Genomic DNA, 14,280 nt, shown 5'->3' with positions numbered 1-14,280 from the left:
TTTTTGTTGAGACCCCTGACAGTAATCCGCATTAACAGGTTAAAACAGTGAAGTATAGATAAAATCCCACGGTCATTTCCTTTTGTCAATAACCTTTGGAGATTATTATGTCATCTCATGCCCCTTTACGCAAGGCAGGGCGAGCAGCCAAAGCCGGCGTTAAACTGATACAGAAAACTGGGGGAAATCTCGTTTTAGCTTCCGGCGTCACCATCAGCCTGCTGTTTGGTATGGTGTTAGCGCTATCCTTAGCCTCAGTTTTGATTCTCAGCAGTCCCGATCCAGTCGCCGGATTGGCGATCGCACTTCCCATAACTCTGATTTTTAACATCGCTGCCTTTTTCCTATCACCTTACTTGATGGACTTAAGCCAAAATTGGTTATACCATACTCGCTGGGTTTCCCTAGCAGAAATTGAAAGCCTAAGTCCAGAAACAGCTAAAGTTATTAAGAAGGTTTGCAAGCAGAAAAAACTCTCTTGTCCGCGTTTAGGAATTATCGACGACCAAAACCCTACTGCTTTTACTTACGGTTCATTTCCCAACAGCGCTCGGTTAGTCGTCAGTCAAGGTCTTTTTACCTATTTAGACGACGAGGAAATTGCCACTGTTTACGCCCACGAACTCGGTCACATCGTCCACTGGGACTTTGCAGTAATGACTTTAGCTTCGACTTTGGTGCAGATTACTTATTTAATTTACACTACAACTCAAAGGATGGGTCGAAGTGGTGGGGAAAAAGCTAAAGATGCGGCCGGTACGGTAGCTGCTGTTGCTTATTTGTTTTACATCGCTGGCACTTATTTATTGCTGTATTTGTCGCGGACGCGAGAATATTTTGCCGACCATTTTGCTGCCGAAACAACCGGAAATCCCAATGCTTTGTCCCGCGCTTTGGTAAAAATTGCTTACGGTATTTTGGAAGAAGGACAAAGAGCAACAGAACCCAGCAGCTTATTAGAAGGAACTCGCGCTTTAGGCATTTACGATGCCAAAGCTGCCACCTCTACTGGCACTGCTTACAGGATTTCTTCGGAACCAGCAAAGATTGGGCGAGTGTTTTTGTGGGATATGTTTAATCCGTGGGGTTGGTGGATGGAGTTGAACTCGACTCACCCGCTGACTGGTAAACGAGTTCGCGCTTTGAGCACTTATGCCGAACAATTAGGCTTAGATATTGAGTTTGACATGGGGCGAATTGTCGGCGAAGGCAACGATTTGAGCAAGCGGAGATTGTACGGCAATTTTGTGTTCGATTTGCTGCTGTACAGTGCAGAAACTCTGGGCTTAGCGGTGGGTTTTGCGATCGGCATTTCCCTGTATGCTGTAAACCCGATGATGATGGTTGCTTGTCCTTTGATCGGTTTGGGTGCAGGAATTTTGCTCAAAACTCTGGTGATGTTCCCGAATTACCAACAAGCAGAACATTTGGATGTTTTAACCTTAATGTCTGACCCTTACGCAAGTCCTTTGCGGGGTCAACCGGCGCAACTACAAGGCGAATTAATTGGTCGCGGCGATGCGGGTTATACCTTCGGTTCCGATCTGAAATTGCAAGATAGAACGGGAATGATTTATCTGCGCTATGCTTCTCGTTTTGGGCCAATTGGTAATTTTATGTTTGGCATGAAACGGGTTGAAAGTTTGATTGGGATGGATGTTAGGACTTTGGGTTGGTTCCGCCGGGGTGTTGCACCTTGGATGGATTTGATTCAGCTTGAAAGCGATAGCGGTACGGTGGTTAACAGTTATCACCGCTTCTGGTCTTTTGTGATGGGTATCGGTGCGATCGTTCTTGGTATTGCGGCGCTATTTGTTTCATTTCCAGCTTAACAGTTGACAGGTAAAACCTTTTAAGTTAAATATAATTAAGCTCGCATTTTAGAGCTTATTTTTTTTGCTCCATACGGTACTATTAAATTTAATACCGCTCTCAATCATCTTTTTTGCTGGACAAAAGAGTGAGTTTACGAACCGCTTTAGATTTGTTAGCGAAGGGGCGCGATAGCGCTCTTGGAGAAAAGAAAGAAGAAAGGAAGAAGTAAAGAAGGAGATAGTTAATCTTATGGCGGGAAGGAAATAATTTATTTATGAGCAAACATGACAATCAAAATTGCTACAATTAGTTTGTTGTTGATGGTATTAACTTTAGCAGTCAGCAGTCCTAGCGAAATAGTTAGCGGAAACTTCACAAAAATGACCGCTCAAACGGAAAACCAGAACACAAAAAATACCATGCAAAGTATTCTCGATGACAGCGCCAAACTAGAAAAACTAGCTAGCAATTTCCAATTTATAGAAGGCCCGATTTGGCATCCAGACGGCTTTTTGCTGTTCAGCGATATTCCCGCCAATATTATCTATAAATTTGGCTCAAATCAGCAAGTTGAGGTATTTCGCCGCCCTTCGGGAAAAGCCAACGGGAATACTTTAGACAAAGAAAACCGCTTACTTACTGGCGAACACGAAAATCGCCGCGTCTCCCGTACAGAAAAGGACGGAAAAGTTATCACCTTGGCGGATAGATACGAGGGTAAGCGGCTCAACAGTCCGAACGATTTAGTTGTTAAATCCGATGGCAGTATTTATTTTACCGATCCGTCCTACGGTGTTAGTAAAGAGCAGGAAGAATTGGGCTTTTACGGTGTTTACCGACTGGCACCCGACGGAAAATTAACTCTGCTGGTTAAGGATTTGGTGCTGCCGAATGGCATCGCCTTTTCACCAGACGAGCAAAAACTTTATGTCAACAATTCGGAAGCGGGATACATTGCTGTTTTCGATGTAAAACCGGACGGAACTGTTACTAACCAGCAGCTTTTTGCGGAGTTAAAAGATGCCAGTCAAAGGGGAGTACCCGACGGTTTAAAAGTTGATGTAGAGGGGAATGTTTACAGCACCGGGCCGGGGGGAGTGTGGATCTTTTCGCCGGATGGCAAGCTTTTGGGGAAGATTTCTGTACCTGAGACGGCGACTAATTTGGCTTGGGGAGAAAGCGATCGCAAAACGCTTTATATTACCGGAAGTACAAGTCTTTATCGGATTCGCCTTAAAATTGCGGGCGTGCGGCCTGGAAAATAATCTAAAATAGGGCGAAGTTGAAAATAAGCGGTTTGTCGTGAGGACTAAAGTCCTTACGGCAAACACTTTTTATTAGGGGTAATTGACCTGGCATAATATAATCCTACTTGTCAAAATCAGTCATTCCCAATTCTCAAATCTCAAATCTCAAATCTAAAATGGTATTAATAGCTCGGTTGCACAAATTTCTGACTGCTACAGTCGATCGCACATCCCGATCGCACACAATATTTTGGTTGACTCTGAGCTTGACATTTGCCACAGTTTATGCTGTTTTAGGACTCAAGCAAGTCTTTAGCGCCGAGTATATGGTGCAAGACGATGCGAGGCAGCACGTTTTCTGGATGATGCGGTTTGTCGATCCTGAATTATTCCCCAACGATTTCATTGCTAATTATTTTCAATCTGTCGCCCCCGCAGGATACAGCACGCTCTACAAATTAGCAGCAACAGTTGGCATTCACCCGCTATTATTTCACAAAATATTGCCACTATTTCTCGGCTTAATCTCCACCTATTACTGTTTTGGTCTTTGCCTAGAAATGTTGCCAGTGCCGATGACTGGATTTATTGCATCTTTGCTGTTAAATCAGCATATGTGGATGACTGATGATTTGGCTTCCACAACGCCAAGAGCTTTTATCTATCCGATATTTCTGGCTTTTTTATATTATTTGTCGCGCAGTTCGTTGCTGCCTTGTTTGGGGGCGATCGCGCTGATCGGACTATTCTATCCTCCTTACGCCTTGGTTGCTGCCGGAATTTTAGTTTTGCGCCTGCTATGCTGGAAAAACGGCGGTTTGCGTTTGTCGGGCGATCGCACAAATTACCTATTTTGCAGTACAGGTTTGGGATTAATATTTTTAGTAATGCTGCCCTATGCTTTAGATAACTCTGAATTTGGCCCAACTTATACCGCAGCAGAAGCGAAGCAAATGGCCGAATTTGCACCAGGTGGCAGAAATGCTTTTTTTCGTCCAAATCCGGTAGATTATTGGCTGACAGGGCGGGGTAGCGGGATGTTTCCCAAGTCGCTGTTTACGCCTGTAACTCACTGTGTCGCGCTGTTATTTCCGCTGCTGCTATTTTTGCGATCGGCTTTTCCCTTAGCAAATCAGATTCAAAGCAAAATCTGGCTTTTGCTTCAGCTATTTTTAGCATCATCGGCGATGTTTTTTGCGGCTCACGCTACCATTTTCAAGCTGTATCAACCAGGTAGATATACAGCTTACAGCTTGCGATTTATTGTTGTTTTAATAACTGCGATCGCCCTCACTTTAATTATCGATGGAGTCGGTCATTGGGCATCAAAAACAGCAACAATATTTCATTTAAAAAATATCGTGGCACTAATTACGACAGCGACAATCGCTATCGCCGTTGTCCTTTATCCCGCCTTGGTCAAAAAATTCCCAACTGTCGGGTATGTAGAAGGTAAAATGCCAGCTTTGTACAAATTTTTTGAGCAACAACCTAAAGATATATTGATTGCTTCGATCGCCACCGATACGGATCATTTGCCAACCTTTAGTCAGCGTTCGGTTCTGGTGGCAAAAGAATATGCAGTGCCGTATCAGAAAGGCTACTACAGCAGATATCTGCAGCGACTTAACGATTTAATTCGCGCTCAATACACTCCCGATCGAGCTGTATTGCAAAATTTTATCAATCAATATGGAGTTGATTTTTGGATGATAGATCGCAATGCTTTGAGTCTTCAGTATATAAAGGATGATGGCTGGCTAAATCAATTTGATTCTATACCGGAGGCGAGCCTTTCTCTCGAACAAGGGAAAATTCCCGCCTTAGCTTCAGCAATGACAAGTTGTGCGGTTTTTCAGAATGAAATTCTAGTGGTTTTGGATGCGTCTTGTATTGTGAAATAGGCTGGGAGTTAAGGCGAGGCAGAGCCTTGGGATATGTGTTCTTAGGAAGAGCCTGGGAACTAGAGATAACTGTTCGGATTTTGAAGCTACAATTGCTGCATGGATATTCTGTAGGAGCGATCGCCCAATGCGTTATAACTCACATATTGCACCATTCTCAAGAACAGGCTTTCCGGCCTGTTCCACAAAGAGTGAATTTTAGGAACAGGCTTTCCGGCCTGTTCCTAAACAAATAATTGAGAATGGTGCCAACATCTCAGTTATAATGCCAATAGGAGATAATGGTGCGGGTCAATGACACAAGTTCTCGATCGCGAAATTCTTGATGGGCGAGTGGTGCTCAACGGCACTTGGGAGCAATTCAAGTTAATCCAGAAGGTTTCGGAAGATTCCCCTGGCATAAAGTTGTCTTTTTTTGCAGGGGCGATCGAGATTCTAATGCCGGGATTCCAACACGAAAATTTTTCTGAAATCATTGGTTACTTGGTGACTACTTTTCTGCTGCAACAAGGTATTAAGTTTTACCCTTCTGGTTCAATGACGCAGGAGAAGACGCCAGAAGCTTCAACTCAAGCAGACAAATCGTTTTGTTTGGGAGAACCTAAGTTGATTCCCGATTTGTCGATCGAGGTGGTTTATACTAGCGGTGGACTGAGCAAGTTGCCAAAATATCGAGCTTTGGGCGTGCCTGAAATCTGGTTTTGGGAAGATGGCACGCTGCGGCTTTATCATCTCCGGGAAGATGGCTACGAGCAAGTAATTCAGAGTCAACTGTCAGGATTGGAAACGCTGGATATCGATTTGCTAAGACGCTGCATTTTAATGGGTGAAACTGATTTGGCTGAAGCGGTTAAGGTTTTTGGGCAGGGAATCTCGATGGATCGTACATGATATCATGTCCGATCGATTGACCATAATATCCCAGCCGGGGCGGGTTTTTGAGATTGTCAATTATTGGCAGATATTGGCAGGTTTACCCGCCCCTACCTGATTTTGGGCGAAGCGAAGCGGAGGGAATCTACCGGACATAATATGACAGCAAAACCTTCGATTTTCCGGTGGAGGCGATCGAAATTTTAGTGGTTTTGGCAACATCTGGAAAAAATAGCATCCCTATATCCGGCACTTCTTAAATAAGTCTGGTTCTGCTGTTGCTGGGAACGAGAAATACAGTCTTTTGTAGGGGGAATCCCTCTGTGGTTGCAACTCCTAATTGGTAATATTGCAGATATCGTGCAATTAAATAACCCCCGCAATCAAAGCTGAATATAGATTCGGGGTCAAGTTCACAGACAATGAAAATTGCACAAAAGCTCGATCGCCAATTATCTATTCAACAAAAACATGACAACACTTTACGTCAACCCGCTAACAGGCAGCGATTCCGCGGCCGGCACTCAATCGGCTCCATTCAAAACTATAGCCCGCGCGATCGTCAGTCGCGCTGCATCGGGAACTACGATTCAGTTATCACCGGGAACTTACAGCGCTGCTAGTGGTGAAAAATTCCCCTTGGAAATTCCATCGGGAGTAAAAGTTATTGGCAATGAAACTAACAAAGGTAGAGGCATTCTAATTCAAGGCAGCGGCAAATTTGTCAGTCCCACCGCTGCGGGCCAAAATATCACCATACTGCTAGCAAGTAATTCCCAATTGCGGGGAGTAACTGTTACGAATCTCGATAGTCGCGGCACGGGAGTCTGGATTGAGTCAACTTCTCCGACTGTGGCTAACTGCACTTTCACACTTTGTAAGCGCGGAGGCGTTTTTGCCACGGGTAGCGCTAATCCTGCGATTCTCGACAACATATTTATGGCAAACTCTGCGGCTGGGGTGATTATGGCGGGAACTGCTAAGGGAGTAATACGGCGCAATATTTTTCAAAAGACGGATTTCGGCATTTCTCTGGAAGCTCAGTCGGCTCCTTTGATTGCTGATAACCAAATTTTGGAAAATCGCTCCGGTATAGTTTTAGCAGGAGAATCTCAGCCGATTTTACGCAATAATCGCATTGAAAAAAATACGGAATACGGTTTGACTGCGGAGGAAAAGTCCCTGCCAGATATGGGGAATGCTAAAGATTTGGGCGGCAATATCTTTCAGAATAACGGCGAATTCGACTTGCAAAATGCGACTGGGGTTAAGATTTATGCGGTGGGAAATCAGCTCAATTCTTCGCGGGTGAAAGGTTTATTTGATTTGGGAAATGTGACGCCAACTCCGACTCCTGGAGGGCTAAAATTTAGCGACATCAGCACGCATTGGGCTAAGGATTTTATCGATCGCTTGGCAAAGATGAATATTGTTAGCGGGTTTCCCAACGGCACTTTTCAACCTTACGAGATTGTAACTAGAGCTCAGTATGCGGCGATGTTGGCGAAGGCGTTTGAATTGGTGCCGCGCCGTGAGGCGACGGTTTTTAAGGATGTGGGGGCGGATTTTTGGGCCAAGGGAGCGATCGACCAAGCTAATCGAGCTGGCTTTTTGGCTGGATATCCAGACAACACGTTTCGCCCGGAGCAGAATTTGACTAGAGTTCAGGCGATCGTATCTTTGGTAAACGGCTTGCAGTTGGGCGGCGGCAACCCCAATTCTTTGAGCGTTTATGTCGATCGAGCTCAGATTCCCAGTTTTGCCACCGACGAGATAGCAACCGCCACAGAGCGTAAAATCGTGGTCAACTATCCCGCGCGCGAAAAGCTTTCCCCCGCCCACGACATCACCCGTGGCGAGATATCCGCCCTCATCTACCAAACTCTGGTAGCCACAAAGCGGGCCGATCCTATAAACTCTCCCTACATCGTCTAAGGGAATTGGGAGACAAGGGAGAGGATAACTTGGGCTACAAAGAACTCACATCTTGCACCATTCTCGCTGAACAGGCTTTCCGACCTGTTCCACAAAGAGTAGATTAACCTGAGTTCGGGTTAAGCAGAAGGGAGAAAAAAGGCATCGATATTGAGAGAAGGCTTTTTAGGATGAAGGCAATAGGCAATCAATCCACAGACCAAGTTGACTAAGAAATTGACCGGACTGCGACGGGTGAGAATGCTCAATCTGAGAGAAGTTTTTTAGTTGGTCGATAATCGTCTCAATGATGGAGCGTTTGCGCGTTAGTAGCTTATCCATCAGTGGCATCAGCTTATTTTTCATATTGCACTTTGGCTGTGTAATCAGTTGAATCCCAATCTGGGTTCAACTAAACCCAAAGGAGTCCCGCGCTCTACCTGTACCCAGGTGAGCGTCGGGAGGAATTGGCGTGAGCGAAGAGAGCCGCCCCGAACCAAACCGATGACTTTATGTGTCGGAAGGTGAGGGGCGGTCGATGAGCGAACAGATGATTTTTACTACACCACTTGCTTTTGGTGTCTTCACGAGATAGAATTTTCTCAGAGTTCGTGAAAGTAATGCCTCAAATAATCACCGCCAAGTTAAAGCTAAACCTGAATGCCGAGCAAAAAGCTCTGGTGTCTCAGACTACCTTGGCTTATCGCGATGCCTTGAATCATACTTCGCGAGTTGCTTTTGATGCGAACAAAACCAGCAATGGCGCTAAGTTGCAAAAGGCTGTCTACAATGAATTGCGAGTTCGATTTGGACTCGGTGCTCAGATGGCTTGTAATGTACCAAGACAAGTTTCGGCAACTTACAAAACTCTCTGGACTAAAGTAAAACAATCTAACGATGGTATTGCTAAAGGGTACACCAAGAAACGGTACAAAGGACTAGACCAACCTCCTAAATATATCTCTCGAACCTGTACCTTAAATTATCAACGCGATTACTCGTTTAAATCCGAGCAAAGGGTGAGTATTATCACCCTAGCTGGTAGAATAGTAGTCTCGTATGAGGGCTACAACAAACATCTAGATTTGATTGCCAATGGTTCCAAGGTTGGAGCAGCTAAAATTGTCTATCAGCGTTCCTCTAAAGTTTACTATTTGATGGTAAGTATTGAGGTAGAAACCCCTGAAGTCGACCCACTGAAAATAACCAGAATTTCTGGCGTTGACGTGGGAATGCGCTACTTAGCCGTAGAAACAGACTTACAAAACAAGTCTAAATTTTACTCAGGTTCAGAAGCTAGACATAAAGCCAACCGCTATCACAAAGCACGGATAACTCTTCAGCGTAAAGGCACTCGTTCGGCAAAGCGCAGGCTAATTGCTTTGTCGGGAAGAGAAAGACGGTTTATCGCTGATGTAAACCACCAGATCAGTAAGGATATTGCCAAACGTAACACCCTAATTGGACTAGAAAACCTCACCGGAATACGGGAGACAACCAAGTCCAAGTCGGGCAAAAAGGCTAGCAGAAAACAGCGAAGAGCTAATCGAAATAAAGCTAAATGGTCGTTTGCCGAATTACACGGCTATATTGACTACAAAGCTAATTTGAACGGCTCTTTAGCTACTAAAGTCCCAGCTAATTATACCTCGCAAAGCTGTCCAAAATGTGGACACACCTCGGTAGCAAATAGACCTAAAAAAGGGCTATTGTTTCGCTGTGAATGTTGCGGGCACGAGCTTCATGCTGATTTGGTGGGTGCGCGAAATATTGCCATGAGAACGTTACTCGTCCGGCAAGACTGGGCGAGTACGGGGAGCTTGTCAGCATCCCCTAATGTGTCGGGCGGTGAAACTAAAGCTGAGATTCTGCAAAGATTCTCGGAATTGCGGTGGAGTTCAGATGCAAGCCCACGTCTCCGGCGGTACTCCGCTTGATGCTGGGTAGTTGACAAACTTGGCAGAAATCATCGACAGCGCAAAATAGTTCTTCTAAACTAATCATGGGACGAGCCTGTAAAGCTTTGGTGTGATGACTTTTAGCTTACTTGCTTGTCCCTTTCTTATCCCGAACTCACGTTACATATAAATCGCACGGCTCAGACGAACCCCGAAATCGGCATCCGGATTTGTCGTGGCGTCACCAAGCCGCTCTTGCATCACTGCAACTGCTAAGTCCCGGCGCTTTGGCGATCGTGATGCGTCGGCAGATGCCAGCGCTGCCGCCATCTGTTCGCGCGTGAGATCCGTGCAATAGCAGGGCGTGCCTGGTTGCTGACGCCACGAATCGGCGAGCGTTCCGGCGTCGAAAGCATCAAGCCCGGTGTCTTCGACGAGCGCCATCGCCACGGAGCGATCCTTCTCGCGGTCAGCAGCCACAGGGAGGGCGATACGGTCAGGACTTCCAGCAGGCTTGCCCTTAGTGGCGAAGGAGCCAGATCCTATCGCGTTCCACGCCTTGGCAATTGGCCGGCCTAGCTGTTCGGCCACCCAAAGGCTCTCAACCTGCCCGGCCTCGATAGCATCGATCTTGTCGTCGCGGTGGGGATAGTAATTGGACGTGTCGATGACGACTGTCTCGGCTGGTAGGTTGGCGATTAGCGGCGCGATTGTGGGAATGCGGTTGAGAGGGATCGAGAGGATCACCACTTGACATACTCCCCAGCCTAAAGGCGTGGGGATTCTTTACGCTTCACTGAGTTGTGCTACCGAAGTAGTCTTACCATCTCTCGACGTACATTTAAGGTCGTGCCGATGCCCCATGCCGACCATTTCTATATTCTTTGCAGCATTCCCGTCTCTATCCTGTTCAGTCCCGCAACTCATGCAGAGTATTGAGCGGATAGATAAATCAACTTTTCCCCAGCGAAATCCACAACAGGAACAGGTTTGGCTGGTAGGCTCCCATCGACTGATGACGACAAATTCGCGCCCTAGTTTTTGGGATTTTGCTTCACAGAATGTTCTAAATTCCCGCCATCCCTGTAAACTAATCGCTCTGGCAAGTTTGCGGTTTTTAACCATTCCCGACACATTTAAATCTTCCAGTGCAATAACTTGGTTTTCGTTTGTTACACGGGTTGATAGTTTGTGCAAGAAATCCTTGCGAGTGTCAGAGATTTGGTTATGCAGCTTGGCAATTTGTAGGCGTGTTTTCTCTCTCCGTTTTGAGTCTTTGGATTGACGTGCCAACTTGCGTTGTTTACGGCGAATCCGCTTATCCAATCTGGAATAATTAGGGCTTGCAACCTTTTCTCCTGTACTCAAGACGGCAAAGGTTTTGATTCCCAGGTCAATCCCAATAGATGGATGATTCGCTTTCAAGGTGGAAGGCACAACCTCCACAACAAAACTAAGGAAGTAACGACCTGCACAGTCTTTAATGACGGTAACAGAACTGGGTTCAGAGGGTAAGTCTCTTGTCCAAATGGGTTTGACGTTCCCAATTTTAGCAAGGTAAACCTCCTCTCCCTTAATTGAAAAACCACCCTTTCTAAATCGCGCTGATTGCCGATTCGTTTTCTTTTTGAATCGCGGCGTACCGACATTCCTGCCTTTTCTCTTTCCTTTAAGGGAGTCGAAAAAGTTTTGATAAGCAACTCCCAAGTCTGCTACAGACTGTTGCAACGGGATATTCGATACATCAGATAGCCATTTTCTCTCCTCAGTTTTCTTGGCTTGGGTGATAACGAGCTTTTGTAGCTCACCATTCTTTGGTAACTTTTCAGCCTGTTTGCAGATAGCCAGAGCATCATTCCACACAACACGAACACATCCAAACAACTGAGCTAAACTCTGTCGTTGTTGGTCGGTTGGATAGAAACGATACTGGTATCTGGACTTCATACTGCAAAGCTATTTACCTTGATTTATGATAACATAAAAAGACATACGATGTGTGTCTGCCATGAAAGAAGGTCGGTTAAATATTCGAGTTTCCAAGAACCGTGCTGAAAAGCTGAAACGAATTGCTGTACAACGGGAAAAGACGATAACGCAAATGATTGAAGACTGGATCGATAAACTCAAAGAAGAAAAGCCGTCCTAGAAGGACGGGGCTTGTACCCATTTCTTTGGTCAACGTCCTCCACCGCTTGGGCCGTCGAGACCGCGCGTGCGCCGAAAGCCAGCACATCGGCCTCGATCGTCTCAGGGCCGCGAGAGTTGGCCACCTTCACGTCGTGTCCGGCCTCAGCCAATTTGCGTGCCAAAGTCTTCCCGATATGGCCAGTACCCAAGATCCCGATGTTCATTTTCTTCGTGTTATCCATGATAAATCATCCTTTTACTGTGTTGTTTGGCGGGGTATTGCCAGCCCGTTCAAGGTATCGCGAAGCTCAGCAAGGTCTTCATCGGAGAGACGGCAGGCCGTCTCGATCTTTTCAGGGATCGAGCACGCTGCCTCGCGGAGTGCCTCGCCCGCTTCTGTCAGCTCGATAAGAACGCGGCGTTCGTCCTGTTGGTCACGGGTGCGCGTCACCAACCCCGCGCTCTCAAGGCGCTTTAAGAGCGGCGTCAAGGTTCCGTTATCCATACCGAGTTCTTGCCCTACTTCTCCAACAGTGCGCGGGGTGCCCTCGTAGAGAGCCAGCATGACCAGAAACTGAGGATAGGTCAGGCCCAAAGGCTCAAGAAAGGGCCGATGAAGCCGAATGACGCGGTTCGACGCACTATAGAGGGCAAACGAAAGCTGCCTCCCCACCTGTCGCCGTTCGTTGATGTTCGAGTTGTTATCCATTTAAAAATCCAGTCAACAACTATTATATAGCGCACTACATAATAGTTCAATACCTATAATTCACTTTTTTTCTGGGTTTTCTGTGGCGATCCCTATAAGTGCGTGTTTCATAGGCCGTGAAATTGGCGTTTCGCCAGCTTTGGCTTGGTGAGCCGCTTGAGCATGAGGCGGATCGTGGACACATATACGAAGGCTTCTGGGCTAGGCGGCAGGGCCTCATAATCTTTGATCAGAGGCAGGTTGCGACCCAGCCCGGCGAAAGTGCGCTTTATTCCCTTCATCCTAAGAAGCCTTCTCTCAATATCGATGCTTTTTTTCTCCCTTCTGCTTAACCCGAACTCTGGTTAGAATATCTTGTGGGGTGGGCCGGAGAGCCCGCCCTGAAAGGATTATTGAGAATGGTGCAATATCTCAGAAGAACCAACCCATCACCCCTCGCCCTTGTCTCCGATTCCCTCACTCTCATCCACTCTCACCCACTCTCACCCACTCCCACTCTCTCAAGTCTTGATTTGCGAGTACCCGAATCGTTTTATGATTAAACATTAAGAAATTAAGTAAGCAATCCTTAAGGTTCGACTGTCAAATTATGGCTAAAATTCAATTTTCTCGGGGTATAGACGAAGATGCTGTGCCCGAAGTGCGCCTAACCCGTTCTAAAACGGGAGCTCAAGGCACTGCCACGTTTATCTTTGAAAATCCCAAAGCTCTCAGCAGCACCAGTACCGAAGACATTACTGGAATGTACATGATCGACGAAGAAGGCGAACTCCTCACTCGCGAGGTTAAGGCTAAGTTCATCAACGGTCAGCCTGCTGGTTTGGAAGCTCTTTATCTAATGAGAAGTCCCGAAGAATGGGATCGATTTATGCGTTTTATGGAACGCTACTCGGAATCAAACGGCTTAGGATTTAGCAAGGCATAATTGATGGGGAATAGGGCATGGGTATGGGGCATGGGGTATGGGGCATTGGTTATTGGTTATTAGTTATTTGATAATGAATAACTAACAACGAACAAATCACAACTAACTAATGACTTCTTCCCTCTTCCCTTTTCCTGATTTCCTCTTCCTTCTTGCTTCTTCCTTTTTCCTTCAATATCTGTTATATGACGCAAATTCCTCACCCCGACTTATCTAAAATAACCGTAAACTGCGCTATCATTACTGTTAGCGACACGCGCTCTGCTGAAACAGACACTAGCGGCTTGTTAACTAAGAAGCTGCTAAAAGATGCGGGTCACTCTGTGGTAGCTTACACTGTTGTTAAAGATGATGCAGCCAAAATTGTATTGCAAATGCAGGCTTTTTCCCAGCGTGAAGATGTAGATGCAATCATTTTTAACGGCGGCACGGGCATCGCTCCCCGAGATACGACTTATGATGTGATGGAGAGTTTGCTCGACAGGATTTTACCCGGATTTGGGGAGATATTTCGGTTTTTGAGCTATCAAGAAATTGGTTCGAGGGCGATCGCCTCTCGCGCTGTTGCAGGCGTGTATCAAGGCAAGTTAGTCTTTTCTCTTCCTGGCTCTAGCAATGGCGTGAAACTAGCTGTGGAAAAGCTAATTTTACCGGAATTAGTTCACTTGGTGACGCAGTTGCGCGGAGGGTGATATCAATTCCGGTAACACTCCTTATGATGGGGAGTGGGGAGTGATCCGTGGGGGAATGTGGAATTGCGCGACCTTGACTTGATCATTCCCATCCAACCGGAAACGATATGAGGTCGCTTTCTTCAATCTCTTCAATCTCTTCAATCTCTTCAATCTAAAATCTAAAATCTAAA

12 protein-coding genes and 1 pseudogene are annotated in these 14,280 nt (G+C 46.1%); 8 read left to right on the top strand and 5 right to left on the bottom strand.

Annotation, left to right across the window (positions count from 1 at the left end):
* Positions 1–107 precede the first annotated feature (107 nt).
* From QT984_RS17590 to QT984_RS17570, 5 genes are all read left to right on the top strand, one after another.
* Positions 108–1,832: a zinc metalloprotease HtpX gene (locus tag QT984_RS17590; RefSeq protein ID WP_333057049.1), complete on the top strand. Its 1,725-nt coding sequence runs from the start codon at positions 108–110 to the stop codon at positions 1,830–1,832.
* A gap of 267 nt (positions 1,833–2,099) precedes the next feature.
* The gene (locus QT984_RS17585; protein WP_333232962.1) at positions 2,100–3,080 is read left to right on the top strand and encodes an SMP-30/gluconolactonase/LRE family protein; all 981 of its coding nucleotides are present in this window, start codon (positions 2,100–2,102) and stop codon (positions 3,078–3,080) included.
* Positions 3,081–3,238: 158 nt separating this feature from the next.
* Positions 3,239–4,966, top strand: a complete 1,728-nt coding sequence (locus tag QT984_RS17580) for a hypothetical protein (RefSeq protein ID WP_333339860.1) — start codon at positions 3,239–3,241, stop codon at positions 4,964–4,966.
* Between the two features lie 294 nt (positions 4,967–5,260).
* Complete coding sequence (locus tag QT984_RS17575) at positions 5,261–5,857, top strand: Uma2 family endonuclease (RefSeq protein WP_333057052.1); 597 nt, start codon at positions 5,261–5,263, stop codon at positions 5,855–5,857.
* A gap of 453 nt (positions 5,858–6,310) precedes the next feature.
* A complete protein-coding gene (locus QT984_RS17570; RefSeq protein WP_333374541.1) occupies positions 6,311–7,774 on the top strand; it encodes a DUF1565 domain-containing protein in 1,464 nt (487 codons plus the stop codon).
* A gap of 119 nt (positions 7,775–7,893) precedes the next feature.
* Here the strand turns inward: QT984_RS17570 and QT984_RS17565 are convergent.
* Positions 7,894–8,152: pseudogene (locus QT984_RS17565) on the bottom strand (transposase); the annotation flags it as partial.
* 221 nt (positions 8,153–8,373) lie between these two features.
* On the opposite strand from QT984_RS17565, the gene QT984_RS17560 reads away from it, so the two are divergent.
* On the top strand, positions 8,374–9,690 hold the full coding sequence (locus QT984_RS17560; protein ID WP_333057054.1) for a transposase: 1,317 nt from the start codon (positions 8,374–8,376) through the stop codon (positions 9,688–9,690).
* Positions 9,691–9,831: 141 nt separating this feature from the next.
* On the opposite strand, the gene QT984_RS17555 is transcribed toward QT984_RS17560, so the two are convergent.
* The 4 genes from QT984_RS17555 to QT984_RS17540 all read right to left on the bottom strand — a co-directional run bounded on the left by QT984_RS17555 (position 9,832) and on the right by QT984_RS17540 (position 12,490).
* The gene (locus QT984_RS17555) at positions 9,832–10,401 is read right to left on the bottom strand and encodes a hypothetical protein (protein ID WP_333057055.1); all 570 of its coding nucleotides are present in this window, start codon (positions 10,399–10,401) and stop codon (positions 9,832–9,834) included.
* Between the two features lie 36 nt (positions 10,402–10,437).
* Positions 10,438–11,598, bottom strand: coding sequence for a transposase (locus QT984_RS17550; protein WP_333057056.1), 1,161 nt, complete (start codon positions 11,596–11,598; stop codon positions 10,438–10,440).
* Between the two features lie 179 nt (positions 11,599–11,777).
* On the bottom strand, positions 11,778–12,023 hold the full coding sequence (locus QT984_RS17545) for an NAD(P)-binding domain-containing protein (RefSeq protein WP_333057057.1): 246 nt from the start codon (positions 12,021–12,023) through the stop codon (positions 11,778–11,780).
* Positions 12,024–12,037: 14 nt separating this feature from the next.
* The gene (locus tag QT984_RS17540; RefSeq protein ID WP_333057058.1) at positions 12,038–12,490 is read right to left on the bottom strand and encodes a MarR family transcriptional regulator; all 453 of its coding nucleotides are present in this window, start codon (positions 12,488–12,490) and stop codon (positions 12,038–12,040) included.
* A gap of 589 nt (positions 12,491–13,079) precedes the next feature.
* Here QT984_RS17540 and psb28 point away from each other — a divergent pair.
* Both psb28 and QT984_RS17530 read left to right on the top strand, forming a co-directional pair.
* The gene (gene psb28, locus QT984_RS17535) at positions 13,080–13,415 is read left to right on the top strand and encodes a photosystem II reaction center protein Psb28 (protein ID WP_333057059.1); all 336 of its coding nucleotides are present in this window, start codon (positions 13,080–13,082) and stop codon (positions 13,413–13,415) included.
* Between the two features lie 185 nt (positions 13,416–13,600).
* Positions 13,601–14,107, top strand: a complete 507-nt coding sequence (locus tag QT984_RS17530; RefSeq protein ID WP_333057061.1) for a MogA/MoaB family molybdenum cofactor biosynthesis protein — start codon at positions 13,601–13,603, stop codon at positions 14,105–14,107.
* Positions 14,108–14,280 lie beyond the last annotated feature (173 nt).

The sequence above is a fragment of the Microcoleus sp. Z1_B2 genome (assembly GCF_036700325.1).
Taxonomy (GTDB): Bacteria; Cyanobacteriota; Cyanobacteriia; order Cyanobacteriales; family Microcoleaceae; genus Microcoleus.
Note: the sequence above shows the minus strand (reverse complement) of the source record. Positions and strands in the feature narration are given on the sequence as shown.

Excerpts from the sequence above, each read along its gene's own strand:
- QT984_RS17580 (WP_333339860.1), top strand. The coding sequence starts at position 3,239 with ATGGTATTAATAGCTCGGTTGCACAAATTTCTGACTGCTACAGTCGAT.
- psb28 (WP_333057059.1), top strand. The coding sequence starts at position 13,080 with ATGGCTAAAATTCAATTTTCTCGGGGTATAGACGAAGATGCTGTGCCC.
- QT984_RS17550 (WP_333057056.1), bottom strand. The coding sequence starts at position 11,598 with ATGAAGTCCAGATACCAGTATCGTTTCTATCCAACCGACCAACAACGA.
- QT984_RS17545 (WP_333057057.1), bottom strand. The coding sequence starts at position 12,023 with ATGGATAACACGAAGAAAATGAACATCGGGATCTTGGGTACTGGCCAT.
- QT984_RS17570 (WP_333374541.1), top strand. The coding sequence starts at position 6,311 with ATGACAACACTTTACGTCAACCCGCTAACAGGCAGCGATTCCGCGGCC.
- QT984_RS17540 (WP_333057058.1), bottom strand. The coding sequence starts at position 12,490 with ATGGATAACAACTCGAACATCAACGAACGGCGACAGGTGGGGAGGCAG.
- QT984_RS17530 (WP_333057061.1), top strand. The coding sequence starts at position 13,601 with ATGACGCAAATTCCTCACCCCGACTTATCTAAAATAACCGTAAACTGC.
- QT984_RS17575 (WP_333057052.1), top strand. The coding sequence starts at position 5,261 with ATGACACAAGTTCTCGATCGCGAAATTCTTGATGGGCGAGTGGTGCTC.
- QT984_RS17585 (WP_333232962.1), top strand. The coding sequence starts at position 2,100 with ATGACAATCAAAATTGCTACAATTAGTTTGTTGTTGATGGTATTAACT.
- QT984_RS17560 (WP_333057054.1), top strand. The coding sequence starts at position 8,374 with ATGCCTCAAATAATCACCGCCAAGTTAAAGCTAAACCTGAATGCCGAG.
- QT984_RS17590 (WP_333057049.1), top strand. The coding sequence starts at position 108 with ATGTCATCTCATGCCCCTTTACGCAAGGCAGGGCGAGCAGCCAAAGCC.